The following is a 25,683-nucleotide window of genomic DNA, read 5'->3' as shown; positions in this document are numbered from 1 at the left end:
GTGACGAAAAGTGGAAATACGGTCGTTCGACCCATGAAGGGCAGGAGTGGTTCCTGTCACCCCGCCGTCCGGGAAGAAGAACGCGGCTCCTAGATCCGCTGCGGCAGGGGCTCCGCGCTGATCGCCGCGAGCACCCGCGCGACCGCGTCGCCGGTCGCGACCCGGGCGGCCAGCGCCCCGGTGAAGTCGGCGTCCCCCCTCGGCAGGGGGTTCGCGGCCTCGAACGCGTCGTGATAGCGCGCGGCCAGGTGCTCGGCGAAGGTCTTCCATCTTTTTGTACGGCTCCGCCCGCGGCTGGGCAGTTCCGCGAGCAGCCGCACCACGGCCCTCCACTCGGCGGGCAGCGCCTCCCACTCGGGGTCGGCGGCACCGGCCCACCGGTGGGCCCAGCAGGCGCGCGCGTGGGCGTAGCGGACCGCGAAGCCCGGGTTCGCCCAGGTCCGGGGGGAGTCGGGCCAGCTCTCCCCGGCCAGCCTCCCGGGATCCTCGGTCAGCAGGTCCCAGGGGTAGGCCCCGACGACCACCTCTCCCCTGACCAGGAAGGTGGCCTCGGTAGCCCAGTCGCCGACGGGGATCATCCGGGGATCCGCCCGACCACGCGGGCGTACATCCGGGTCGGGGCGACGATCGCGGTCAGGAAGCCCGGCAGGGCCGGGAGGTCGACCGCGAAGCGCTGGAGCTCGGTGTAGAGGGCGTCGGCGGTCGGCGGGCGCTGGTCGGCCGACTTCTCCAGCAGCGCGGTGACCAGGTCGGCCAGGGCGTCCGGCACGTTCCGGACCCGGGGCGGCCGTTCCTTCACCTGGCGCTCGTAGACGGCGTAGTCGGTCGGGCCGGTGAAGAGCTGACGGCCGGTCAGCATCTCGTGCAGGACGCAGCCGAGGGAGTAGAGGTCGCTGCGGGGGTCGGCCACGCCGCGTTTGATCTGCTCGGGGGCCATGTAGGCGGGCGTGCCGAGGATCTGGCCGGTCCGGGTGAACTGGCCCGCGTCGGCCTCGCGCAGGATGGCCAGGCCGAAGTCGAGGACCTTGACCGTGCCGTCGGGGCAGAGCATGAGGTTGGTCGGCTTGAGGTCGCGGTGGCAGATCGACAACGCGTGGGCGGCCGAGAGCACGGCGCAGGCCTGGGAGGCGATGGCGGCGGCCCACGGCACCGGCAGCGGCCCGTGCTCACTGACCACGTCGGCCACCGTGACGCCCTCGATGAACTGCATCACCTGGAAGAGCCGCTGCTCGTGGGTGCCGAAGTCGTAGAGGACGGGCGCGCCGGGGTGGTCGAGACGGGCCAGGATGCGGGCCTCGCGGATGAACCGGCGCTCCAGCTCGTGGTCGGGCCCGCCGGGGAGACGGAGGAACTTGACCGCGACCTTCCGGTCGAGATGTCTGTCGTGGCCGCCGTAGACGGCGCCCATCCCGCCCTGGCCGAGCGGGAGGTCGTCCAGTTCATAGCGGTCACCGATGACCATGCCGCAACTTTATTGCAGATGTCCGGCCGCCAGGCCGTCGAGGGCGAGCCGGATGAGCTCCTGGCCCCGCTTCGACGTCTCGTGGAGGGCGGTGTCGAGGTCGGCCAGGCGGCGGAAGGCGGCCCCGTATTCGCGCTGCTGCGCCAGGGACAGCCGGGGGATCTTGGTGCGGCGGGCGTCGAGGCGGCTGGCGCCCCGCGACAGGCTGGAGCCGGCGCGCAGGAAACCGGCGAGGAAGTCGGCGTCCAGGCGGGCCGGATCGACGCGGTAGAGGGTGAGCTGGGGGCCGAGCGCCCAGCCGATCTCCTGGACGACCCGGACCGTGCCGGTCGGGGTGGCCACCACGTCGCCGGGCTCGATCATGACCAGGCCGGGGCCGGGCTCGGCCCAGCCGGTCGGCGGGCCGCCGCCGGCCAGGTCGTCGGCGGTCAGGACGGGCTGGTCGCCCGAGCCGACGCGGGCCGAGGAGTGGTGGATGGCCACCGAACCGCCCCTGGCCAGCTCGGCGATGGTCGTCATCGGAGGTTCGCGGGGCGGGTCGACGGGGCTGAGCGAGGGCAGCGCGCCGGTCAGCTCGTCCACGGCGGCGGCGAAACGGGCCCGGGACCCGGCGTAGTCGGGCGGGCCGGCCGCGTTGCCGAACCGCAGCGGGCTGACGTCGACCTCGTCGTCGAGCAGGTCGATGACGCTCGTGCCGCCCCTGCCGGTCGCCAGGAAGTCGCGCCAGGCCGGTTCGACCGTGTTCAGGTCGCCGGCGGCGTCGAAGAGCAGCACCCGCGACGGGGTCCGCTCGCCGGGCTCGGGGCGGCGCAGCAGCCAGATGTCGCTGGCCCCGGCCGCGATCACGGCCCGCAGCACGCCAGCCCTGAGCAGGTTCGACCGGATGCGGCGGCCCGGACGGCGCGCGGCGGCGGCGGGCGGCATCAGGACGGTGACCGTGCCGCCGGCCCGGACCCGGGACAGGCAGTGCTGCACCCAGGCCAGCTCGGGCTCGCCGCGCGGCGGCAGGCCGAACTCCCAGCGCGGGTCGGCGGTCAGCTCCTCGTATCCCCAGGTCCGCTCGTTGAAGGGCGGGTCGCAGACCACCGCGTCGGCGCCGCCGGGCAGCCCGTTGGCGCGCAGCGAGTCGCCGGTGTGGACGGTCGCCGCGACCCCGCGCATCCGCAGCCGGGTGGCGGCGATGCGGGCCGCCGAACCGGAGGCGTCCTGCCCGCGCGCGGCCTTGGCCGTCAGCAGCAGGGTGCCCAGCCCGCAGGCCGGGTCGAGCAGCACCCCGCCGCCGGACAGGCGCACCATCAGGTCGGCGAGGTCGGGCGGGGTGATCGCGAGCTGGCGCGAGTGGGCCTCGGCGTAGCGCTCGCAGAGGAACTCGAACGCGTCGAGCCGGCCGCGCTCCTCGGCCAGCGCGGCGACCAGCGCGGTGACGTCGGCGGGCAGCGCGGCGGGGCGGCCTTCCAGGAAATCGCCCGCGGCCGCCACCAGCTCGCCTAGCCTCAGGTCGTCGCCGCTGGCGCGGAGCCGCTGCCACGCCAGGTCGGCGGCCGACAGCGAGAACGGCTTGCCGTTGCGGCGCAGCCACTCCTCCACCTCGGCCAGCGAGAACAGCGGGCTGTTGGCGGTGCCGCCGACGGGCTGCGGGAAGTCGTCGTGACGGCGACGCCAGTTGGACACCGCGGCCCGGCCGACGTCGGCGAGGCGGGCGATGTCACCGGCGTTCACGTAAGTCACGTGGTCACTCTACACGAATCGCCCACTTGTGAACTGCTTCAACCAATGTTTTACTGTGGACATGAACCACAGCACGCTGGGCCTCCGGTACGCCGCCCGGTCAGATGTCGGCCAGCGCCGCCCGGAGAACGAGGACGCTGCCTACGCCAGCCCCCGCCTGCTCGTCGTCGCCGACGGCATGGGCGGCCACAACTACGGTCAGGTGGCCAGCGCGACCGCGATCCGCGTGCTGTCGGGGGCGCCGCTGGACGGCGACCCGGTGGCCGCGCTGGAGGGCGCCATCCAGCAGGCGGCCCAGACCCTCAAGGGCATGGCCGACGCCAACCCGGCGCTCAACGGCATGGGCACGACGCTCACCGCCATGCTGTGGGACGGCAGCGGCTTCGCCCTGGCCCACGTGGGCGACTCGCGCGGCTACATGCTGCGCGACGGGGTGCTCTACCAGATCACCCACGACCACACGCTGGTGCAGTCGCTCGTCGACGACGGCCGGATGACCCCCGAGCAGGCGGCCGAGCACCCGCGCCGGTCGATGCTGATGCGGGCGCTGGAGAGCACCGGCAACGTGAGCCCCGACGTGTCGCGGCGCACCGCCTTCGCCGGCGACCGCTACCTGCTCTGCTCCGACGGCCTGGCGGGCGTGGTCACGCCCGAGACGCTGCACGAGATGCTCACCTCCGTCGCCGACCTCGACCAGCTGGTCACGACCCTCGTCGACCTGGCCAACCGGGGCGGCGGGCCCGACAACATCACGGTCGTCGCGGCCGACGTCGTGGCGGGTGGGTACGGCGACGGGCACCCCATTTTGGTCGGGTCGGCCACCCTAGATCAAGGCGAGGGGACCGGCGGGGACGTACCCCTCCAGACGAGCTGAGCCGAACAGCCGGCCCTCCGCGCGGGCGCGCACGCACACGTAGGAGAAGCGGTCGCCCGAGTAGACCCTGATCCCGCCCGAGCGGCACTGGCGCATCAGCGTCTCGTCCCACTCCTCGCTGAGATCGGCGATCCCCAGCTCGACCAGCACCGACCGGCGGGACACGATCGTGCCGCCGCCGAGTTCGGGCAGGAAGCGGTATTCGGCGTCGGGCTGGCGCAGCAGGGTCGCCCCGGCGGCGTGGGCGTAGAAGGCGGCCTTGCCGACGATCTCGGTCTCCACCTCGGCGAAGCGGCGCAGCGAGTCGGCCAGGTAGTGCTCCCCGTACAGGTCGCGCGGGTCGACGACGGCCACGTAGTCGCCGTCGGCCAGCAGCAGCGCGTGGGCCAGCGCCGCGCCCCGGGTCGACATCGGCAGGGTCCGCACCACCAGTTCCGGCAGCACCCCCGCGTTGTAGCCCTCCTCGCGGGCGCTCACCGCCTGCCGGGCGGTCTTCTCCACCACGGCGGCGTCGACGCCCTCGGCCACGATGACGAGCTGGTCGGGCCGTCTGCGCTGGCCGATGATCTGCGTCATCGCCTGGTCGAGCTCCATCTGGTCGCGCACGGCCACCAGCGCGCTCACCACCTGGGTGTTGCGCACGTCCGCCAGGCCCACGGCCTCGAAGACGGGCTGGAGCCGGGCCGTGACCGGGACGGTGGCCCGCCAGGCCAGATGGGCGCGGCGGTCGCGCTCCCTCGGGTCGGCGGCGAGCTCGGCGGCGCCGGTGGCCACCACGGGGGTGCCGCAGGCCTCGATCTCGGCGATCTCGCGGTCGCTCGCGTCGGGCCCGGCGACGACCACCCCGACCTTGCGCACGGCGGTCAGGAAGTCGTCGTAGCTGGTCTTGTCGTCGCCCTGGGCCGGGAGCGGGTTCCCGCCCTCGGCGGTGCCGAGCGTGGCCACGTCCTCGGTCCGGCCGCCCTCGGCGCGGAAGGTGTTGTGGACCCGGGGCTGCACGCTGTGCGGCAGCACGCCCACCCGGTCGTGCCGCAGCGCCGCCCGCCACTCACGGGCCCGCTGCTCGGTGGTGGCCAGCACGAGGTCGAACAGCTCGGCGACCGGCACGGCCTTGCCGAGCGACCCGCCCGAGTGCCAGTAGACGGTCTTGATCCCGCGCTTCTTGCACGCCTCCACCAGGTCGCGCAGCGCGCGGTCCTCCCCGGCCATCGAGGCCAGCCAGCGCCCGCCGTTGCCCTGGCGCGGGCCCGGCGCGACCGACTCGACGAAGAGCATCGAGGGCCGGTAGGTGTCCAGCATCTTCGCCCAGTCGTCCGGGCCGAAGTTGGTGACCTGGCGCCATTCGTACCGGAGCAGGGCCTCGGTGCGCCGGTCGACGATCGCCGCGACCGTCATGTACGGCCTGGTCAGCGGCCCCTTCGGCACGGCGAAGTACTCGGTGAGCGGGGTGGAGAACAGCGGCGCGCGGGGGTCGGGATCGACCGGAGGGGCCGGTTTCTCCACCGGGGCCTGGACGGCGGCCGGCTTCTCGACCGGGAAGTCGGTGCGCTTGGGGGCCTTGCCGGCGGTCGGGGAGGCGGCGCGCAGGGAGCGGGCGACCGAGCCGGGCTTCTTGGTCTGGATCGCGTCGCCGATCTTGATCCAGCGGTTGCCCTGGAGCTTCTCCAGCTTCCACTCGGCCACCGCCGTCTGGTACTTCTGCTCGGCCAGCTGCTTGGCGAGCTGGGTGAGCCGGCGCTCGGCCTGCTTCTCGGCCGCCTTGCGGGCCGCCTCGGCGTCCCGGGCGCGGGTCAGCGCCTCGGCCTCGGTGCGGGCGGCCTCGTCCAGCCGGGCCTGGTAGTCGGCGAGCAACCGGGCCAGTTCGGCGGCGCCCTCGGCCTTCTCGACCGCCTGTGCAAGCGCCCGCCGCAGGCTTTCCAGCTCACTCATAAACGCCCACTCCTCCAGGTAACGGCGACAGTCACCATATTCTCAGATCATGGTCTACCTGCATGGAAACCGTCATTAAGGCACCAAGAGTCCACCTGACGTCCGTAAACTCGTCGGAAACCATCGATCGGGGAGGGACCGCAGGTGCGCAAGGGAGAGTGGCCGTCGTTCCGGGCCAGGCCATACGTCTGTGGCGCCTTCGGGCCGTTCTCCCAGGAGCGGCTCGACCTGCTGGCGCGCTCGGGACCCGTGGTGGAGACCGCCTATGTGACCCGCGACGCCGCCGTGCTGTCGTCCGGGCCGCTCACCATGTACGACTCCTCGCCCACCATGGCCGCCTTCTCGTGGGGTGACCGCACCCCCATCGCGGGCGGCGACTGGCTCCACGTGGCCGAACACTACGAGGCCCCCGGCTTCATCGACGAGCCCGCCTCGGTCACCCTCCACACCGGCGCGTTCGGCCTGATCGACATCTACTACCTGACCGACGGCGACGCGGTCTACTTCTCCGGCCTGATCGAGCCGCTGCTCGCCCTGGCGCGCAGGCCTCACACGGTGAACTGGAACGCCTGGGCGGCGATCCTCAAGCTCACCTACCCGCTGCTGGAGGACACCCCCTACGCCGAGGTCAGGCGCCTTCCCGGCGCGACCGCCCTGTCGTGGTCGCGGGACACCCACCGGCTGTCGGTCGACAAGCGGGCCCCCCGGTGGGTGCGCGAGGAGCCGTTCGACCACGGGGTCACCGCCCACGACATCGTCAGCCTGCTGCACGAGTCGCTGAAGCCGTACGAGCAGGTGCTCGTGCCCGTGAGCGGCGGCTACGACTCGCGGCTGCTGGCCAGCGTGGCCGTGGCGCAGGGCAAGGACGTCGTGTCGTGGACGACCAGCCCCGACGACGGCCTCGACAACGACATCGACTTCGCCGTCGCGGTCACCCGCGAGCTGGGCATCCCCCACCGGATCATCCCGCAGAACGCCGCCGACTTCCCCGCCGAGGCGCGCTGGGCCGCCCGGCGGCTGGAGTACCTGACCAGCCACCACGCCTGGTACTCGCCGTTCGCCCGCGCCGTCCACGAGGCCGGCCGGCCTGTGGTCGACGGCCTGGCCGGCGGCCCGCTGATGAAGAACTTCCTGATGTCGGCCGCCGCCGCGGCCACCACCCCGCTGGAGCGGCGTCAGGCGCTGCTGAAGTCGATGACGACCGGCCCCGCCCACCTGCCCGTGCTCGGCGAGGGCGCGCTGGCCTGGATGGACGACGTGGTGGAGAAGACCTTCGCCCAGGCCACCTCGATGCTCAACGGCCACCGCAGCGAGCTGGCCCTCAGCGTCCTGCACACCCGGACCGCCCGGGGCATCGCCCGCTCCCCCGTCAACCTCGTCGGCCCCGAGGCCACCCCGGTCTTCCCGTTCCTGCACCCCGGCTTCTTCGACGCCGCGCTGTCGGTGCCGGTCGGCCGCAAGGAGGGCGGCCGGTTCTACCGGGAGATCCTTTGGGCCGCCAACCCGAAGGTCGCCTCGCTCCCGTCGACCAACGGCGGGCTGCCGCACCGCCGGGTGCCGCTGCGCTCGGGCGCGGCCTGGGCCCGCGAGTGGAACCACACGATGCTCAAGAGGGTCGCCCGGGTCCCCGGGCTGCTCTCGCCCCAGATGGCCGAAGTGGTCGAGGGCGGGCCCGACGCGCTGGCCGCGTTCGGGTCGTGGAACTCCCGGTTCTGGCTGCGCGGGCTGGTGCTCTTCGGCTCCTGGCTCACCGACTACGACGAGGTCCTGGGCGATCTCACCCCTCCGTGGAGCTCTCGTTAGGTCACGGGGAGCGACCGGCCGACAACCGGCGGAAAGCCCGAAGTAAGGGCTACGTAACCGTTCTTTGTCAGGGGCTACCGGGTGGTACCTTCTGCGGAAGGCCGCGCTGAGCTGCGGACATACCCCATTTTCTTCTCCGTGGAGCGAGGTCTGATGACTGCGGCTGCGCCCTGCCCCGAACCCGTGTCAGAGCCGATCGAGGAATTCGAAGTACAGGACCCCGCCTGGTACAAGAAGGCCGTCTTCTACGAGATCCTCGTCCGCGGCTTCCACGATTCCAACGGCGACGGGACCGGCGATCTGCGCGGCCTGGTCGGCAAGCTCGACTACCTTCAGTGGCTCGGCGTCGACTGCCTGTGGCTCCTTCCCCTGTACGAGTCCCCGCTCCGCGACGGCGGCTACGACATCTCCGACTACCTCAAGATCCTCCCGGAGTTCGGCGACCTGTCCGACTTCGTGGCGATGATCGAGGCGGCCCACGAGCGCGGCCTGCGCGTCATCACCGACCTGGTGATGAACCACACCAGCGACCGCCACCCCTGGTTCCAGGCCTCCCGCCACGACCCCACGGGCCCCTACGGCGACTTCTACGTCTGGACCGACGACCCCGCGACGTACGAGGGCGTGCCGATCATCTTCGTCGGCGCCGAAGAGTCGAACTGGACCTACGACCCGGTCCGGGGCCAGTACTACTGGCACCGCTTCTTCCACCACCAGCCCGACCTCAACTACGACAACCCGGCCGTGCAGGAGGCGATGCTGGAGGTCCTGCGCTTCTGGCTGGACCTCGGCGTCGACGGCTTCCGGCTCGACGCCGTCCCCTACCTGTTCGAGCGCGAGGGCACCCAGTGCTCCGGCCTGCCGGAGACCCACGCCTACCTCAAGCGGGTCCGCGCCGAGGTCGACCGCCTCTACCCCGACCGCGTGCTGCTGGCCGAGGCCAACGGCTGGCCCGAGGACGTCGTCGAATACTTCGGCGACCCGTCGGTCGGCGGCGACGAGTGCCACATGGCCTTCCACTTCCCGCTGATGCCGCGCATCTTCATGGCCGTCCGGCGCGAGTCGCGCGAGCCGATCTCCGAGATCATGTCGCGCACCCCGAAGCTGCCCGAGACGGCCCAGTGGGGCATCTTCCTGCGCAACCACGACGAGCTCACCCTCGAGACGGTCACCGAGGAAGAGCGCGACTACATGCACGCCGAATACGCCAAGGACCCGCGCATGCGCGCCTACCTCGGCATCCGGCGCCGGCTGGCCCCCCTGCTGGAGAACGACCGCGACCAGATCGAGCTGTTCACCGCGCTGCTGCTGTCGATGCCCGGCTCCCCCGTCATGTACTACGGCGACGAGATCGGCATGGGCGACAACATCTGGCTGGAGGACCGCGACGCCGTCCGGACCCCCATGCAGTGGAGCCCCGACCGCAACGCCGGCTTCTCCAAGGCCGACCCGGGCCGCCTCTACCTGCCGACCGTGATGGACCCGATCTACGGCTACCAGGCCGTCAACGTCGAGGCCCAGCTCAAGAGCCCCTCCTCGCTGCTCCACTTCACCCGGCGGATGCTTCAGATCCGGCGCGAGCACCCCGTGTTCGGCACCGGCGAGTACATCGAGCTCTGGTCGCACAACCCCGCCATCCTGGCCTTCCTCCGCGAGGACGGCGACGACCGGGTGCTGTGCGTCAACAACATGTCCCGGCACCCCCAGCCGGTCGAGCTCGACCTGCGCCGTTTCACCGGCATGCGGCCGGTCGAGTGCCGGGGCGGGGTGCCGTTCCCGGTGATCGGCGACCTGCCCTACCTGCTGACGCTGCCCTCCCACGGCTTCTTCTGGTTCTCGCTCACTGACCGGGAGGACTAGGCTTTCGCGGCATGGCAGGCGCTCCCTTAAACGAGCTAGTTGAACCGGGCTGGGCGAAGGCCCTCGAACCGGTGGCAGGCAAGATCGCCGAGATGGGCGACTTCCTTCGGAATGAGATCGCGGAAGGCAGGAAGTACCTCCCCGCCGGGGAGAACGTCCTGCGGGCGTTCAAGCAGCCGCTCGCCGACGTGCGGGTGCTCATCATGGGTCAGGACCCCTATCCGACCCCGGGGCACCCGATCGGGCTGAGCTTCTCGGTGGCGGCCGACGTCAAGCCGATCCCCGGAAGCCTCCGCAACATCTACACCGAGCTGATGGACGACTTGGGGCTGCCCAAGCCCTCCAACGGCGACCTCACCCCGTGGACCGAGAACGGGGTCCTGCTCCTCAACCGGGTGCTGACCGTGGCCCCCGGCGCCCCCGCCTCCCACGCGGGCAAGGGCTGGGAGGTGGTCACCGAACAGGCCATCCGCGCCCTCGCCGAGCGCGGCGGCCCGCTGGTGGCCATCCTGTGGGGCGCCCACGCCCGCAAGCTGCGCCCCCTGCTGGGCCAGGTCCCGTGCATCGAGTCGGCCCACCCGAGCCCGCTGTCGGCCCGGAACGGGTTCTTCGGCTCCAAGCCCTTCAGCCGGGCCAACGAGCTGCTGGAGCGGCAGGGCGCGGCTCCGGTCGACTGGAAGCTCCCTTAGTCTGCTCGCCGGGCGGGCGCCGCTTGACATCCGCGCCGTCCGTTACTCATGGCGTACGATCAGTCACGCGTCGTGCGTTTGTTCTAAAAGACCTCAAGGAGTACTCATGACCGACGTTACGGATGCCGCACGCTATCTTCGCCTCACGGTCGATCTCGTGGTGGAAGTCACCGATGTGGGCGCGCTCCAGGCCGCCGCGCTGAAGGAGATCCGCAACCCGGAGGCCGACCTCGAGGAGTCGGAGCGCCAGGAGCAGATCGACCTGGTGAACGCCGACGAGACCGGCGCCGCCGCCCTCCAGTGGCTGATCGAGCCCGACCACGTCCTCAGCCTCGTCGAGCACATCGACGAGGTCGAGCCGCGTGAGGCCATGCTGGGTGTCGAGCCGTCCGACGGCTCCCTGGAGGACGAGGAAGACGAGCACGACCACGACCACGCGTGAGCCGTCTCCTGTCAGACGGGCTCCAGCTTCCGATGGGGCCCGTCGGGCAGGGTCACCTCGATGGCGTCACCCGGGCGGATCTCGCCGCCCTTGAGCACGACGCTCATGATCCCGGCCTTCCTGACCAGCTCGCCGTTCTCGTCGCGGTCGAGCACCTCCTTCAGCAGGCCGTGCCGGAAGCCGTCGATCTGGGCACACGGGTTGCGCAGCCCGGTCACCTCCACCACGGCCTCGGGCCCGATGCGCAGCAGGGTGCCGGTGGGCAGGCCGAGGAGGTCGACGCCCCTGGTGGTGACGTTCTCGCCGATCTGGCCGGGCGTCACGGTGAAGCCGTTCCGGGCCAGTTCCTCGAACAGTTCGGCGTGGATGAGGTGGACCTGGCGCAGGTTGGGGGCGTCGGGGGTGCGGGCGACCCGGCTGCGGTGCCGGACCTTCTCGCCGTAGTGGGCGTCTCCTTCGACGCCGAGCCCGGCGACCAGCGTGATGACGCCCTGATTGGGCTTGGTGAAGGTGTACTCCGCCGACCTGCTGACCGCTTCGACGAGGGCCACGCGGTTCTCCTCCCCTGATTGTCCGGTGTGCTAGGCGTGAGCCTATTTGTCGAGCATGACGTACACACCCAGCAGGACCCCCGCGATCACGAGGACGAAGCAGGCCCCGCCCGCGATCCTGGCGGCGACGCGGCCCGAGGAGATGCCGACGAGGCCGACCGAGAACAGGGCGGCGATGCCGACGCCGCCGACCAGGGCCGCCACCATGACGCGCCAGAGCGCGGCGAGGTCGACGTAGTCGTTCATACCGGGGTCCCCACCCGGCTGGGCACGCCCCGCCCGACCCACTCGTCGTTGACGTTCCCGGCGTTGACGGCCGTCTTGCGGGAGGCCAGGTAGAGCAGGGCGGCGAAGACGACGGCCGCGACGAAGACCACGATGACGCCCAGGGTCCCGCCGATGAGCTGGGCCGCGCCGAAGGCGACGGCGCCGACGAAGGCGGCGGCGGGCAGGGTGATCAGCCAGGCGACGCCCATGCGGGCCGCGACGCCCCAGCGGACCTCGGCCAGCCGCTTGCCGAGGCCGGCGCCGATGACGGAGCCCGTGCAAACCTGGGTGGTGGAGAGCGGGAAGCCGAAGTGGGTCGAGGTCAGGATGACCGTCGCCGACGACGTCTCGGCCGCGAAGCCCTGCGGGGTCTCGATGTCGGTCAGGCCCTTGCCGAGGGTCCGGATGACGCGCCATCCGCCGATGTAGGTGCCGGCCGCGATGGCGGTGGCGCTGCACAGGATCACCCAGAAGGGGGTGCCGGAGTTCTTGGTGATGGTGCCGTTGGCGATCAGGGCGAGGGTGATGATGCCCATCGTCTTCTGGGCATCGTTGGTGCCGTGGGCGAGCGACACCAGCGAGGCCGAGCCGATCTGGCCGATCCTGAAGCCCCTGGCCCGGGTGTTCTCGGCGACCTTCCGGGTCAGCACGTACACCAGGTAGGTGCCGATCGTGGCGACCACGATGGCGGCGATCGGGGCCAGGACGGCCGGGATGATGACGTGGGAGACCAGTCCCTCCCCTTTGACCGCCTTGACGCCCGACGCCAGCAGGGTGGCGCCGACGACGCCGCCGATCAGGGCGTGCGAGGAGCTCGACGGGATGCCGTAGTACCAGGTCACCAGGTTCCAGGCGAGACCGCCGACCAGTCCGGCGAAGACCACGGTGAGGGTGATGGCGCCGCTGTCGACGATGCCGTTGGCGATGGTCGCCGCCACTTTGAGCGACAGGAAGGCGCCGACGAAGTTGAGGATCGCCGACAGCGCCACCGCGACTTTGGGCCTCAGCGCCCCGGTGGCGATGGACGTCGCCATGGCGTTGGCGGTGTCGTGGAACCCGTTGGTGAAGTCGAACGACAGCGCCGTCAGCACGACCACGATCAGCAGAACCAGGTCAGCAGTCATACCCTCACACATTAGGCACGAGTGCCCGCTCTATACCTCCGAATAGGTCAATGACCGATTATTCATTCGGGGTTAACTTCGCCAGATCGGCGAGGTGTAGCCGAGGATCGGTGACGGGGCCCGCCAGGGCTCGTGCAGCGTGGCCGTCGGCACGTGTTCCAGCTCGGGCACGTAGCGGCGGATGTACTCGCCGTCCTTGTCGAACCGCTTGGCCTGGCGCACCGGGTTGAGCACCCGGTTGGGCCGGGTGTCGTTGCCGGTCCCGGCGACCCACTGCCAGTTGCCGTAGTTGTTCGGGATGTCCGCGTCGAGCAGCAGTTCCTCGAAGTGCTCGGCCCCCACGCGCCAGTCGAGGCGCAGCGTCTTGGTCAGGAACGAGGCGACGATCATGCGGGCCCGGTTGTGCATCCAGTTCTCGGCGAGCAGCTGGCGCATCCCGGCGTCGACGATCGGCACGCCGGTCATGCCCTCGCGCCAGGCGTCCTCGGCCTCCTTGTCCTGGTGCCAGCCGCCCCGGCCGGGCCGGTAGTCGTCGCGCGGCAGGTTGGGGAAGGCGAGCGCGACCTGGGCGTAGAAGTCGCGCCAGCAGAGCTGGCGGACGAACTCCTCCGACGCCCCGGCGCGGACGGCCAGCTCCAGCGGCGAGACGCAGCCGAAGCGCAGATAAGGGCTGAGCCGGGAGGTGTGGTCGCCGGCCAGGTCGTCGTGGCCCTCGGCGTAGTCGCGCAGGCAGTGGCGCAGCCACAGGTCGAGGCGGCGGCGGACCTCGCGTTCGCCGCCGGGCAGGTGGGGCCTGCGCCGGGCCGTCGGGATGTCGCCGGCTTTCACCTCGGGCATCGCGATCGTCGCGGGGGTCTCGGCGATCGGCCGCCACTGGATGTCCGACCAGGCCCGGAAGTAGGGCGTGAAGACCTTGTAGTGGGTCCCGGTGGCGGGCTTGAGCTGGTCGGGCGGGACGATGGTGATGCCGGGGAAGGTGCGCAGCTCGATGCGCTCGCGCCGGAAGCGCTCCTCCCGGCGGCGGGCGAAGGCGCTCACGTCGCGGCTGGTGTAGATCGCCGTGGCCCCGGTCTCGGCCGCGATCCGCATCGTCTCGGCCACCACGTCGCCGCGCCGGACGACCAGGTCGGCGCCCCTCTCCCGGAGGGATTCGCGCAGGTCGGTGAGGCACTCGATGAGGAACCCGGCGCGGGCGCGGGGCCGGATGACCGAGTCGATCACGAACAGCGGCACGACCTGCCTGGCGTCCTGGCACGCCTGGTGCAGAGCGGGGTGATCGGTGATCCGCAGGTCCCTGTTGAAGAGGACAATGATGGTGTCCGGCACGCACGTACCTTCGCCAACGCCCAGTGACCGGTTGCATCCGATCGACGACCGCCCCCGAAAGCACGGGTGAGGAGGTGACGGGACGTGCCGGAACAGCAGGCCCCGAGTTACGGCATCGGTGCGGTGGCCCGCCGGTTCGGCCTTCCCGCGCCCACTCTCCGCACCTGGGACCAGCGCTACGGCCTGGGCCCGAGCCTGCGGACGGCCGGGGGGCACCGGCGCTACACCGAGCTCGACGTGCAGCGGATCGAGGAGATGCACCGCCTGGTCCGGTCGGGCGCACCGGCCGCCGAGGCGGCGGAGGCGGCACTGCGGATCCTCGTCGTGGCCCAGCGCGCCCCCGCGCCCGAACGGGCGGAGCCCGACGGCCCGCCCGTCCAGCACTCGGGCTGGGAGGAGCCGGTCTACTCGGCCTCCCGGGTCGCCCGCGCCGCCCTGGCCCTCGACTCGTGGTTCGTCACCGCCGCCCTGGAGACCTGGCTGCGCGACCAGGGGGTCGCGGCCACCTGGAACCACCTGGTCGTCCCGGTCTTCGCCGCGATCTCCCGGCGGCAGGCCGAGTCGGGCGCCGGAATCGACATCGAGCACCTGTTCTCCGAACGGGTGCTGGCCACCCTGGCCCCTCTGGTCGAACGGCCGGCCGCGCCGATCCACCCGAGGCCGGTCCTGCTGGCCTGCGCCGAGGAGGAGCAGCACAGCCTGCCGCTGTTCGCGCTGGCCGCCGCGCTGACCGTCCACCACCGGGTGGAGTGCCGGGTGATGGGGGCGCGGATGCCCTACGACGCCCTGGTCGACGCCATGCGGCGGCTCAACCCGGCCGTGGTGTTCCTGTGGTCGCAGCAGCCGGGCACCGGCGACCCGGCGCCGCTGGCCACGCTGCCCCGGCTGCGCCCCGCCTCGGTCGTCATGGCGGGCGGTCCGGGGTGGAGTGATCTTCCTGAAGGGGTCGTCCACCTGCGATCTCTTGACGACGCCATCACGTCGATCTGCGCTGTCCTGCGCTGAGCAGGGCATATTCCCGTCGAACCACTTGCGCCTCACGCCCGAGAGTGAATAGGTTTTGAGTAAGTTCCAGATCGGGGAGGTCTCATGGACGGCGACGAGATCACGGTGACGGAGTGCTACCGGAGCCACGCGCCGCTGGTCCGCGGCTATCTCCGGCACTTCGTGCCGCAGCAGGACGTGGAGGACGTGCTCCAGATCGTGTTCGGCGAGGTGTGGCGGTCGCGAGGCCGCTACGACCCGAGCCGCAGCCTGGAGGGCTGGGTCCTCGGCATCGCCAGGAACCGGGCCATCGACTACCTGCGGGCCCGCCAGCCGGCGACCGTGCCGCTCGACGTGGTGCCCGAGCCGAGCGACCACGCCGACCAGGCCCGCCGCCTCGACGACCGCGACCAGGTCCGCCGGGCGCTGCGCCACCTGCCCGACGTGCAGCGCGAGGCGATCACGCTGGCCTACTACGGCGACCTGACCCAGCGCGAGATCGCCGAACGCCTCGACGTGCCGCTGGGCACGGTCAAGGCGCGCACCGCGCGGGCCCTGCACAAACTCAACTCCGTTCTGACCGAGGCCGCATGAAACCACGCGTAGGCGTCTCCAGCTGTCTCATCGGTGAGCCGGTGCGGTTCAACGGCGGCCACAGCCGTGACCGCTTCCTCGCCGGGGAGCTCGACGAACACGTCGACTGGGTGCCGTTCTGCCCCGAGGTCGAGGCCGGCCTGGGCACCCCGCGCGAGACCCTCCGCCTGGAGGAGGGCGAGCACGGCGAGCGCCTGATGCTCCGCAAGAGCCGCGTCGACCTGACCGCGACCATGCGCGAGGTCGCCGACCGGCGCATCGCCACCCTTGAGGTCGACGGCTACGTCTTCAAGTCCAAGAGCCCGTCGTGCGGGATCCACGGCATCCCCGTGTACGACAACGACCATCCCGCCCGCCGCGTCAAGGGCGTCTTCGCCCAGCGGGTCATCGACGCCTACCCGCTGCTCCCCGTCGAGGACGAGGGCCGCCTCAACGACGCCGTGCTCCGCGAGCAGTTCGTCGAGCGGATCTTCGCGCACGCCCGGCTGCGCACCCTGTTCGAGGCCGACTGGAAGCCGCGCGACCTGGTCGCCTTCCACTCACGCCACAAGATGCAGCTGCTCGCCCACGACCCCGAGGGCTACCGGGCCGCCGGACGGGTGGTCGCCCGGGCGGGCAGCGCGCCCCGCGAGGAGCTGGAGCGCGACTACACGGTCGCCTTCCAGAGCGCCCTGTCGCGCAAGGCCTCGATCGGCCGCAACGTCAACGCGCTGCACCACTGCCTCGGCATGGTCGGCCACGCCCTCGACGACGCCCGCAGGGCCGACCTGGTGGAGATCATCGACGCCTACCAGGGGCACCAGGTGGCCCTCACCGTGCCGATGACCCTGCTGCTGCACCACGCGAAGGGGGAGGCGGCCGCCTACGTCCAGGACCAGACGTTCTTCGCGCCGTTCCCGACGGAGCTGAGGCTGCGCAACCACGTACCGAATTAGACCCGTAGCGTTACTTTTGGCAGGGAACGACCGCTTTCATGGCCGACCTTCCCTTCCACGACCAGACCGACTTCGCCGACGCCGACCGGGGATTCGCCGCCCGCCTCGATCCGGCGCTGATCAGGTCGGCCGACGGCCGGATCGTCTGGAACGCCGACGCCTACCGATTCCTGGAGCAGGAGACCCCCGCCTCGGCCGACCCGAGCCTGTGGCGGCAGAGCAGGCTGTGCGCCAAGCAGGGTCTCTACGAGGTGACCGAGGGCGTCTGGCAGGTGCGCGGCCTCGACCTGTCGAACATGACCCTCGTCGAGGGCGAGCGCGGCGTCGTCGTCATCGACCCGCTGCTCTCCACCGAGTGCGCCGAAGCGGCCCTCAGGCTCTACCGGGGCCATCGCGGCGACCGCCCCGTCACCGGCGTGATCTACACCCACTCCCACGTCGACCACTACGGCGGCGTGCGCGGCGTCACCGACGGCCGGGACATCCCGATCATCGCCCCGGCCGGTTTCCTGGAGCACGCCGTCGCCGAGAACGTCTACGCCGGCACCGCCATGGTCCGCCGCGGCGTCTACATGTACGGCATGGCCCTCCCCGTCTCCCCCGAGGGCCAGATCGGCTGCGGCCTCGGCCTGACCACCTCGCAGGGCACGGTCAGCCTGCTCCCCCCGACCGTCGACGTCACGTCCACGGGCCAGCTCGAGACCGTCGACGGCGTCCGGATCGTCTTCCAGCTCACCCCCGGCACCGAGGCCCCGGCCGAGATGAACCTGCTGCTCCCCGACCTGCGCGCCCTGTGCCTGGCCGAGAACGCCACCCACACCCAGCACAACCTCGGCACCCTGCGCGGCGCCCAGGTCCGGGACGCCCGGATGTGGTCCCGCTACCTCAACCAGGTCCTCGACCTGTTCGTCCCGCACGCCGACGTCGCCTTCGCCTCCCACCACTGGCCGACCTGGGGCCGCGAGCGGATCACCCGGCTCGTCCAGGACCAGCGGGATCTGTACGCCTACCTCCACGACCAGACCCTGCGCATGATCAACCAGGGCCTCACCGCCACGGAGATCGCCGAACGGATGGAGCTCCCGCCCGGCCTGGAGACCACCTGGAGCACCCGCGGCTACTACGGCTCGGTCAGCCACAACGTCAAGGCGATCTACCAGCGCTACCTCGGCTGGTTCGACGGCAACCCCGCCCACCTGTGGGAACACCCGCCGGTCGAGCAGTCGCGACGCTACGTCGAATGCCTCGGCGGCCCCTCGGCCACCGTCGCCATGGCCACCCGCTACATCCAGGACGGCGACCTCAGGTTCGCCGCCACCCTGCTCAACCACGCCGTCTTCGCCGCCCCCTCGCACGCCGAGGCCCGCCGCAGGCTCACCGAGGTCTACACCCGCCTCGGCCAGCACGCCGAGAACGGCGTCTGGCGCAACTTCTACCTGACCGCCGCCCTCGAACTCACCGCCCGGCACACCTTCCCGTCGGGCGCCGACACCGCCGCCCCCGACGTGCTGACCGCGCTCACCCTCGACCAGCTGCTCGACGCGGTCGCGATCCGGGTGAACGGCCCGAAGGCGTGGAACGAGACCCTGTCGATCGACTGGAACCTCACCGACACCGGCGAGCACCGCCGCACCGTCCTGTCCAACGGCGCCCTCATCATCGGCCCGGGCGGCCCCGCGGACCTGCGGCTCCGCCTGAGCAAACCGGAGTTCCTCGGCCTGCTGAAGGGCCGGCCCCCGGGCGACCACGAGGGCGACCCGGGAACCCTGACCCGGCTGCTCGGACTCCTCGACGACCCCGACCCGGGCTTCGCCGTCGTCACACCTGGTTGACATCCCCATGGAGGTTCCTGCTTCACGACCGGTCACCCGCCAGAGGAACCTCTTCGGGTCTTACACCGGCTCCGCAGGCGTTTAGCCTCTCCGCAAGCCCTGCGGCGAGGATGTTCTTGGCCGCGTTGACGTCCCGGTCGTGGCTCGCGCCGCAAACGCAGACCCAGTCACGGACGCTGAGCGGCATCGCGGCCGCCACGGCACCGCAGGCCGAGCACAGCTTGCTGGAGGGCAACCAGCGGTCGACGACCAGCAGGTCCCGCCCGTACCAAGCCGCTTTGTACGTCAACATGGAGCGCATCTCACGCCAGCTCGCATCCGAGACGGCGCGGGCCAGGGAACGGTTCTTCACCATGTTCCGGACAGCCAGGTCTTCCACGACGATCACTTGGTTCTCGCGGACAAGCCGTGTCGTGACCTTGTGCAGATGATCGCGTCGCCGATCGGCGATGCGCGAATGGATCCGGGCGACGACCCGTCTCGCCTTTTCTCGGTTGCTGCTGCCCCTCGCCTTACGGGCCATGGCGCGAAGGGCCCTGGCGAGCTTTCTCCGGTCGACCTGCTCGTACTTGGGGTTGGGGATCTTCTCCCCGGTGGACAGCGACGCAAGGGCGGCGACTCCCGCATCCAGCCCGATCATGGCCTCGACTTGGGGCAGCGGAGCGATCTTCTCCTCCACCCGGATGGACACGTGCCAGCGTCCCGCTGCATCCCTGGAGACGGTGACCGTGGACGGATCCGCACCCTCGGGAAGAGGACGCGACCACACGATGTCCAGCGGGCCGTCAATCTTGGCCAGAGTCAGCCTGCCCTCACGCCAGCGGAATGCCGACCTGGTGTACTCGGCCGACGCCCGCGAACCCTTGCGGGACCTGAACACTGGGTATCCGGCCCGTTTGGCGAAGAAATTCGTGAACGCCGCCTGCAGATGCCGCAAGGCCTGCTGCAACGGCACAGAGGAAACCTCGTTGAGAAAACCCAGTTCCTCGGTGCGCTTCCACTCCGTCAGCGCGGTACGCAGCCGAATGTCCGGGTGAGCTCCTCAGCCTGCCGGGAGGTCGGATAGAAGCGATACCTGTAGCTCCGCTTCACGATCTGCGCCACGCTCGGCAATTTATCCGCAACGACTACCAGTCGAATACCAGTTCGACTGTTGTAGCCCCAGGTTCTCAAGAGACCTGGATGACGGCCAGGGACAGCGGCGGCAGGTAGAGGTCCGGGCCGGTCAGGGTGATCGCCTCGTCGGAGGCGAGCAGGACGTGGCCCCCGGGGACCCGGACCGGGACCGAGGTCTCGCCCAGGTTCGCCGCGATGCGGATCGAGCCGCGTTCGATCACCACCCAGTGGCGGTCGGCGTCGTAGTCGACCTTGACCAGTTCGAAGCGCGGGTCGGCCAGGTCGGGGTGGGACTTGCGGAGGGCGATCAGGTCGCGGTACCAGCCCAGCAGCGCGGCGTGTTCCTCCTCGGTGTTCTCGGCCCAGTCGAGTTTCGATCTCTGGAAGGTGGCCTCGTCCTGCGGATCGGGCGCCTTCCAGTCGTATCCGAAATCGACGAACTCCTTTTCCCGGCGTTCTCCCTCGGTCGAGGAAAGGGCCGGGTCGAAATGGTCGGTGAAGAAATAGAACGGCGTCGAGGCGCCCCATTCCTCGCCCATGAACAGCATCGGAGTAAAGGGCGAGGTCAGCACGAGCCCCGACGCGACCCACAGCTGGTCGACGGTCATCCGGTCGCCGGCCGGGCGGTTGCCGATCTGGTCGTGGTTCTGCGCGCACACCACGAACCGCCACCCCGGCAGCCCGGTCGCGGGGCGGCCGTGGGAGCGCCCCCGGAACGACGAGAACGAGCCGTCGTGGAAGTAGGCCGAGGTCAGCACCTTGGCCAGCGAGGCGGGGCCCTCGAAGTCGGCGTAGTAGGCGTGGACCTCGCCGGTGACGTTGGCGTGGACGGCGTGGTGGACGTCGTCGTTCCAGGTGGCGTGCAGGCCGAAGCGGGTGACCAGGCCGGGGTCGTTGAGGTCTGACTCGGCGATCAGCGTCAGCGGGCGGCCCTGGATGGCCGACAGCAGCTCGACCTCGACGGCGAGTTCCTCCAGGAAGTGGACGGCTCTTTTGTCGTGCAGGGCGTGCACGGCGTCGAGCCGCAGACCGTCGATGTGGTAGTCGCGCAGCCACTGGAGGGCGTTGTCGAGGAAATAACGCCGCACCTCGTCGGAGCGCGGTCCGTCGAGGTTGACCGCGTCACCCCAGTAGGAGCCCTTGTAGTCGTGTAAATACGGCCCGAACTTGCTCAGGTAGTTGCCCGACGGGCCCAGGTGGTTGTAGACGACGTCGAGGATGACGCCGATGCCGTTGCGGTGGCAGGCGTCGACGAGGGTCTTCAGCCCGTCGGGGCCGCCGTAGTCCTCCCGCACCGCGAACAGGTCGACGCCGTCGTAGCCCCAGTTCCGCTTCCCGGGTACGGGCGCCACCGGCATGATCTCGATGAAGTCGACGCCCAGGTCGATGAGGTGGTCGAGCTTGGCGACGGCGGCCTCGAAGGTGCCGCCGGGGGTGAACGTGCCGATGTGGAGCTCGTAGACGACCGCGCCGCGCAGGTCCCGGCCGCGCCAGTTCTGGTCGCCCCACAGGAAGTGGTCGTGGTGGTAGGACCGGCTGGGTCCCTCGACGCCGAAGGGCTGGCGGAGGGTGCGCGGGTCGGGGAAGGGGCCCTCGCCGTCGACGTAGAGGGTGTAGTCGGCGCCGTGGGGCAGGACCGGTCCGCGCCACCACTCGCCGTCGGCCGTCAGGTCGCGGCGGGCGCCGTCGATCTCTATCTCGACCCGTTCCGCCGTGGGGGCCCACACCTCGAACATGCTTCAGCTGCCTTCCAGTACGGCGACGGGGAAACGGGAGAGCAGGTGGGCCAGGGGCACCCGGCCGGTGTGTTCCGTCCCGGTCAGCAGGCACCTCCATCGGCCGGGCGGCAACATGACCGTGTCGCCGCCGAACCCGCCGCGCCGCTCCAGGGCGGCGGGCAGCCGCGTCGCCACGGCCACCGCCTTGTCACCGCGCGCGAAGGCGATGGCGTTACGGCCGGCCTCGATCGGCACATAGGACTCATTCGACGTAAACCGCTTCCGCACACGTAGGCAGGCGGTCACGGCCTGGAGTTTCTGCCCGTCCCAGGTGTCGTCGGGGTCGTCGAGGAGGGCCCGGCGGGCCGCGTAGTCGACGGGCCGCCGGTTGTCGGGGTCGACGAGGGAGAAGTCGGTGGTCTCGTTGCCCTGGTAGAGGTCCGGGAACCCCGGCATCAGCATCTGGACGACCTTCTGGCCCAGGGAGTTGGCGCGGGCGTACCGGTCGACCACGGCGGTGAAGGAGGCCACCGAGAACCCGCAGACCTCGACGGCCTTGCGGGCGAAGTCGCGCAGCCCGGCCTCGTAGGCCGGGCTGGGCTGGATCCACGAGATCGCCGTCTTGGCCTCGCGGGCGGCCTTGAGCAGGTAGTTCGTGAACCTGTCGACGTCGATCGGCCAGGCCGCCATGAGCGACTGCCAGGCCAGGTAGTCGAGGGCCGGGTCGAACCTGACCTGGCCGCTCCACGACTCGACCGCGTCGGCCCACACGTCGGGGATCTCCGACAGGACGGCCAGCCGCGCCCGCACGTCCTCCGAGCGCTTGGTGTCGTGGGTCGACAGGGTGGTCATGGTCGTCGGGGTCATCACGGCGCAGAAGGCGTGGAACTCCTCCGGGGTGACCGCGAAGTGGTCGGGTTCGCCGCCGACCTCGTTGAGGCAGGCCAGTGGGAACCAGCGGTAGAGGGCGGTGTCCTCCACGCCCTTCGCCATGACCGGCCCGCACGTCTGCTGGAAGCGGGTGACGGCCTCGTCGGGGCCGTACAGGACCTGGTGTGCCACCCGGGCGACGGCGCCGGGGTCGGTGCGGCGGCAAGCCTCGGCGGCGGCGGTCTCGATGATCCTGACCGCCTCGGCCGAGGGGGGTTCGCCCGGGTTCACATAGGCCCGGTAGACCGGCATCGCGGCCAGCATCTCGACCAGCGCGTCGCGCAGGCCCGGTTCGCCGAGGGCGCTCTCCAGCCGGTCGACCTCGCCCTGGAAGAACAGCGACAGGACGTGCTTCTTCGCCTCGTAGCGGACCGCGTCGTAGTCGGCGGAGACGCCGGTGCGCTGGGTGAAGGTCTTGATCAGTTTCTCCTCGCCGGCCGGGTCGACGAAGAGACGGGTGATGGCGTTGAGCGCCTCGTAGCCGGTGGTCCCCTCGCAGGGCCAGTCGGCGGGAAGGCGCTCGCGGCCGATGACGATCTTCTCCACCCAGACGGGCACGTCGGTGAACTGACGCAGCCGCCGCAGGTAGCCGCGCGGGTCGGCCAGACCGTCGGGGTGGTCGACCCGCAGGCCGTCGATCACCCCTTCGTCGATCAGGTCGAGAGTGACCCGGTGGGTCGCCTCGAACACCTCGTTGTCCTCGACCCGGAGGCCGATCAGCGACGAGACGTCGAAGAACCGCCGGTAGCCCGGCGGTTCTGTCCACGGCGCGAGGCGGTAGTGCTGCGCCGCCAGCAGTTCGGGCAGCGGGAGGCCCGAGGTGCCGGGTCTGAGCGGGAACTCGTGGTCGAAGTAGCGCAGCACCTCGCCGTCGACGGTGAACTGCGGGTCGTCGCCCAGCACCGGCAGCGTGACCGGGAAGGTGAGGTCGAACCAGGCCGCGTACGGCGACTCGGGACCGAGCTGGAGAACCGACCAGAGCTGGGCGTTCTCCGACTCGGGCACCGGCACCGTCATGTGGTTGGGCACGATGTCGGCGACGATGGTGAAGCCCAGCCCGGCCAGCGCCCGCAGCCCCTTGACGCCGCCGAACTCGGCGCGGACGCGCGAGTGGTCGGTGACGTCGTAGCCGTGCTGCGAGGCGCCGACCGCCTGGAGCGTCGGCGACAGGTAGAGGCCGCCGACGCCGAGGTCGCGCAGGTAACCGGTCAGCTCCAGCAGCTCCGCGAAGCCGAATTCGGGCGTGAGCTGGACACGGTAGGTCGACGTCACGATGGGCCCCTTACCCCGCTCCTCAGAGTGCAGAAACGTCACAAGCGACGCAGAACCCGCACGGACCGTCCCGCGACGGGCACCGCCTCCCCGGCCCGGCACATCCGCGTGCCGGTCGCGATGGGCATGGCGGTGTCGAGTTCGGTCTCCCACATCTCGCCGTAGTCGTTGGGGATGGTGAACTCGATCGCCTCGTAGTGGGCGTTGAAGAGCAGCAGGAACGAGTCGTCGACGATCCGCCGCCCCCGGCTGTCGGGCTCGGTGATGGCCTCGCCGTTCAGGAACACCGCCAGCGCCTTGGCGTAGCCGTTGTTCCAGTCCTGATCCTCCATCTGGGTCCCGGCCGGGGTCAGCCAGACGATGTCGGACAGGGAGTCGCCGGAGCCGCGCACCGGACGGCCGTAGAAGAACCTGCGACGCCGGAAGACGGGGTGTTCCCGGCGCAGCTTGGAGACCCGGCGGGTGAAGTCGAGGAACAGCCAGTTCTCGGTCCAGTCGACCCAGGCGATCTCGTTGTCCTGGCAGTAGGCGTTGTTGTTGCCGCCCTGCGTGCGGCCCAGCTCGTCGCCGTGCGAGAGCATCGGCACGCCCTGCGACAGGAACAGCGTGGCCAGGAAGTTGCGCTTCTGCTGCTCGCGCAGCTGCGCGACCGGGCCGGTCGCGGGGCCCTCGACCCCGCAGTTCCACGACCGGTTGTCGTTCGCGCCGTCGCGGTTCTCCTCGCCGTTGGCCTCGTTGTGCTTGTCGTTGTACGAGACCAGGTCCTCAAGCGTGAACCCGTCGTGGCACGTGACGAAGTTGATCGAGGCCGCCGGGCGGCGGGAGTCGAGCTGGTAGAGGTCGCTCGACCCGGTGAGCCGCGAGGCGAACTCGGGCAGCCGGGCGGGCTCGCCGCGCCAGACGTCGCGGATGGTGTCGCGGTACTGCCCGTTCCACTCGGTCCAGCGGGCCGGGAAGTTGCCGACCTGGTAGCCGCCGGGGCCGACATCCCACGGCTCGGCGATCAGCTTGACCTGCGACAGCACCGGGTCCTGCTGGACCAGGTCGAAGAAGGCGCTCAGCCGGTCGACGTCGTGCAGCTCGCGGGCCAGCGACGACGCGAGGTCGAAGCGGAACCCGTCGACGTGCATCTCGGTGACCCAGTAGCGCAGCGAGTCCATGATCAGCTGAAGCGCGTGCGGCGACCTCATGAGCAGGCTGTTGCCGGTGCCCGTGGTGTCCATGTAGTAGCGGTTGTCGCTCTCGACCAGCCGGTAGTAGTTGGCGTTGTCGATGCCCCGCATGCTCAGCGTCGGCCCGAGGTGGTTGCCCTCGGCCGTGTGGTTGTAGACGACGTCGAGGATGACCTCGATGCCGGCCTCGTGCAGGGCCTTCACCATGGCCTTGAACTCCAGCACCTGCCCGCCCCGCTGACCCGAGGAGGAGTAGGCGTTGTGGGGGGCGAAGAAGCCGATGGTGTTGTAGCCCCAGTAGTTGGAGAGCCCGCGCTTCTCCAGGATGTGGTCGGTGACGAACTGGTGGATCGGCATCAGCTCGATCGCGGTGACCCCGAGCGAGGTCAGGTGGTCGATGATGGCCGGGTGGCCGATGGCGGCGTAGCTGCCCTTGATCCGGTCGGGGACGCCCGGATGCTGGATCGTCAGGCCCCTGACGTGGGCCTCGTAGATCACCGTGTCGTGGTAGGGAGTCTGCGGCGGCCGGTCGTGGCCCCAGCCGAAGAACGGGTTGATCACCACGCTCCGCGGCACGTAGGGGGCCGAGTCGCTGTCGTCTCGGCTGGCCGGGTCGCCGAAGGTGTACCCGTAGACCGCCTGGTCCCAGGTCACCGCGCCTTCGATGGCCTTGGCGTAGGGGTCGATGAGCAGCTTGCGCGGGTTGCAGCGCTGCCCCTGTTTGGGGTCGTAGGGGCCGTGGACGCGGTAGCCGTACCGCTGGCCGGGTTGGATGCCGGGGAGGTAGCAGTGCCAGACATGGCCCTCCACCTCGGACAGGGTCACCGGCTCCTCGTTGCCCTCGTCGTCGAACAGGCAGAGGTCCACCTTGTCGGCGACCTCGGAGAAGAGCGCGAAGTTGGTGCCCGCGCCGTCATATGTCGCGCCGAGCGGATAAGGATCCCCCGGCCAGATCTCTCGCATCTTCATATGCTCCATCGCGGGAACTCTCTTTGCCCGCATATCGCGAGTTAGTCCCACGGGCCGGGAAAACCTCGGCTTCTTCGGGAAACGGACGCGTTACAAAGGGGCAACA

At 70.6% G+C, this 25,683-nt stretch carries 20 protein-coding genes and 1 pseudogene; 9 read left to right on the top strand and 12 right to left on the bottom strand.

The features are described 5' to 3' along the window. Positions 1-89 precede the first annotated feature (89 nt). From AW270_RS29165 to AW270_RS29155, 3 genes are read right to left on the bottom strand one after another with little or no spacing between them, the layout of a single operon-like run. On the bottom strand, positions 90-578 hold the full coding sequence (locus AW270_RS29165; protein WP_061299324.1) for a hypothetical protein: 489 nt from the start codon (positions 576-578) through the stop codon (positions 90-92). After that, on the bottom strand, positions 575-1,462 hold the full coding sequence (locus AW270_RS29160) for a serine/threonine-protein kinase (RefSeq protein ID WP_061299323.1): 888 nt from the start codon (positions 1,460-1,462) through the stop codon (positions 575-577). The genes AW270_RS29165 and AW270_RS29160 overlap by 4 nt, the downstream gene beginning before the upstream one ends. Before the next feature lie 9 nt (positions 1,463-1,471). Then, a complete protein-coding gene (locus tag AW270_RS29155; protein WP_061299322.1) occupies positions 1,472-3,190 on the bottom strand; it encodes an HsdM family class I SAM-dependent methyltransferase in 1,719 nt (572 codons plus the stop codon). A 61-nt stretch (positions 3,191-3,251) separates the two neighbouring features. Here AW270_RS29155 and AW270_RS29150 point away from each other — a divergent pair, with 61 nt between their 5' ends. Further along, positions 3,252-4,064, top strand: a complete 813-nt coding sequence (locus AW270_RS29150; RefSeq protein ID WP_061299338.1) for a PP2C family protein-serine/threonine phosphatase — start codon at positions 3,252-3,254, stop codon at positions 4,062-4,064. On the opposite strand, the gene AW270_RS29145 is transcribed toward AW270_RS29150, so the two are convergent. Continuing rightward, entirely contained in the window at positions 4,014-5,993 is a 1,980-nt protein-coding gene (locus tag AW270_RS29145; RefSeq protein ID WP_061299321.1) for a CgeB family protein, read from the bottom strand. The genes AW270_RS29150 and AW270_RS29145 overlap by 51 nt on opposite strands. 144 nt (positions 5,994-6,137) lie before the next feature. Between AW270_RS29145 and AW270_RS29140 the strand changes: the two genes are divergently transcribed. The 4 genes from AW270_RS29140 to AW270_RS29125 all read left to right on the top strand — a co-directional run bounded on the left by AW270_RS29140 (position 6,138) and on the right by AW270_RS29125 (position 10,787). Continuing rightward, positions 6,138-7,796, top strand: a complete 1,659-nt coding sequence (locus AW270_RS29140) for an asparagine synthetase B family protein (RefSeq protein WP_061299320.1) — start codon at positions 6,138-6,140, stop codon at positions 7,794-7,796. Between the two features lie 153 nt (positions 7,797-7,949). After that, a complete protein-coding gene (gene treS / locus AW270_RS29135; protein WP_061299319.1) occupies positions 7,950-9,656 on the top strand; it encodes a maltose alpha-D-glucosyltransferase in 1,707 nt (568 codons plus the stop codon). 11 nt (positions 9,657-9,667) lie between these two features. Further along, positions 9,668-10,345 carry a uracil-DNA glycosylase gene (locus AW270_RS29130; protein WP_061299318.1) on the top strand — a complete coding sequence of 226 codons (678 nt, stop codon included), beginning with the start codon at positions 9,668-9,670 and terminating at the stop codon, positions 10,343-10,345. 106 nt (positions 10,346-10,451) lie between these two features. Then, complete coding sequence (locus AW270_RS29125; protein WP_061299317.1) at positions 10,452-10,787, top strand: hypothetical protein; 336 nt, start codon at positions 10,452-10,454, stop codon at positions 10,785-10,787. 11 nt (positions 10,788-10,798) lie between these two features. On the opposite strand, the gene AW270_RS29120 is transcribed toward AW270_RS29125, so the two are convergent. The 4 genes from AW270_RS29120 to AW270_RS29105 form a co-directional block, all read right to left on the bottom strand. Next, positions 10,799-11,338: an MOSC domain-containing protein gene (locus AW270_RS29120; RefSeq protein WP_061299316.1), complete on the bottom strand. Its 540-nt coding sequence runs from the start codon at positions 11,336-11,338 to the stop codon at positions 10,799-10,801. Positions 11,339-11,380: 42 nt separating this feature from the next. Further along, complete coding sequence (locus AW270_RS41515; RefSeq protein ID WP_061299315.1) at positions 11,381-11,584, bottom strand: hypothetical protein; 204 nt, start codon at positions 11,582-11,584, stop codon at positions 11,381-11,383. Next, positions 11,581-12,729 (bottom strand): inorganic phosphate transporter, encoded by a 1,149-nt coding sequence (locus tag AW270_RS29110; protein WP_061299314.1) that lies wholly within the window; start codon positions 12,727-12,729, stop codon positions 11,581-11,583. The genes AW270_RS41515 and AW270_RS29110 overlap by 4 nt, the downstream gene beginning before the upstream one ends. 72 nt (positions 12,730-12,801) lie before the next feature. Beyond that, the gene (locus AW270_RS29105; RefSeq protein ID WP_061299313.1) at positions 12,802-14,055 is read right to left on the bottom strand and encodes a cryptochrome/photolyase family protein; all 1,254 of its coding nucleotides are present in this window, start codon (positions 14,053-14,055) and stop codon (positions 12,802-12,804) included. A gap of 84 nt (positions 14,056-14,139) precedes the next feature. On the opposite strand from AW270_RS29105, the gene AW270_RS29100 reads away from it, so the two are divergent. The 4 genes from AW270_RS29100 to AW270_RS29085 all read left to right on the top strand — a co-directional run bounded on the left by AW270_RS29100 (position 14,140) and on the right by AW270_RS29085 (position 18,400). Further along, positions 14,140-15,060: a MerR family transcriptional regulator gene (locus AW270_RS29100; protein WP_061299312.1), complete on the top strand. Its 921-nt coding sequence runs from the start codon at positions 14,140-14,142 to the stop codon at positions 15,058-15,060. A gap of 84 nt (positions 15,061-15,144) precedes the next feature. Further along, positions 15,145-15,633: an RNA polymerase sigma factor gene (locus AW270_RS29095; RefSeq protein WP_061299311.1), complete on the top strand. Its 489-nt coding sequence runs from the start codon at positions 15,145-15,147 to the stop codon at positions 15,631-15,633. Next, positions 15,630-16,568, top strand: a complete 939-nt coding sequence (locus AW270_RS29090; protein ID WP_061299310.1) for a YbgA family protein — start codon at positions 15,630-15,632, stop codon at positions 16,566-16,568. The genes AW270_RS29095 and AW270_RS29090 overlap by 4 nt, the downstream gene beginning before the upstream one ends. Positions 16,569-16,606: 38 nt before the next feature. Further along, on the top strand, positions 16,607-18,400 hold the full coding sequence (locus AW270_RS29085; RefSeq protein WP_061299309.1) for an alkyl/aryl-sulfatase: 1,794 nt from the start codon (positions 16,607-16,609) through the stop codon (positions 18,398-18,400). A gap of 22 nt (positions 18,401-18,422) precedes the next feature. On the opposite strand, the pseudogene AW270_RS29080 reads toward AW270_RS29085, so the two are convergent. From AW270_RS29080 to glgX, 4 genes and pseudogenes are all read right to left on the bottom strand, one after another. Beyond that, a pseudogene (locus AW270_RS29080) lies at positions 18,423-19,504 on the bottom strand (RNA-guided endonuclease InsQ/TnpB family protein). 65 nt (positions 19,505-19,569) lie between these two features. Beyond that, positions 19,570-21,252 carry a malto-oligosyltrehalose trehalohydrolase gene (treZ, locus tag AW270_RS29075; protein ID WP_061299308.1) on the bottom strand — a complete coding sequence of 561 codons (1,683 nt, stop codon included), beginning with the start codon at positions 21,250-21,252 and terminating at the stop codon, positions 19,570-19,572. Positions 21,253-21,255: 3 nt separating this feature from the next. Further along, entirely contained in the window at positions 21,256-23,436 is a 2,181-nt protein-coding gene (gene treY, locus AW270_RS29070) for a malto-oligosyltrehalose synthase (RefSeq protein ID WP_063819377.1), read from the bottom strand. A 38-nt stretch (positions 23,437-23,474) separates the two neighbouring features. Then, positions 23,475-25,571, bottom strand: a complete 2,097-nt coding sequence (gene glgX, locus AW270_RS29065) for a glycogen debranching protein GlgX (RefSeq protein WP_061299336.1) — start codon at positions 25,569-25,571, stop codon at positions 23,475-23,477. Between the last annotated feature and the right edge of the window lie 112 nt (positions 25,572-25,683).

The organism is Herbidospora cretacea (assembly GCF_001570605.1).
Taxonomy (GTDB): domain Bacteria; phylum Actinomycetota; class Actinomycetes; order Streptosporangiales; family Streptosporangiaceae; genus Herbidospora; species Herbidospora cretacea.
Note: the sequence above shows the minus strand (reverse complement) of the source record. Positions and strands in the feature narration are given on the sequence as shown.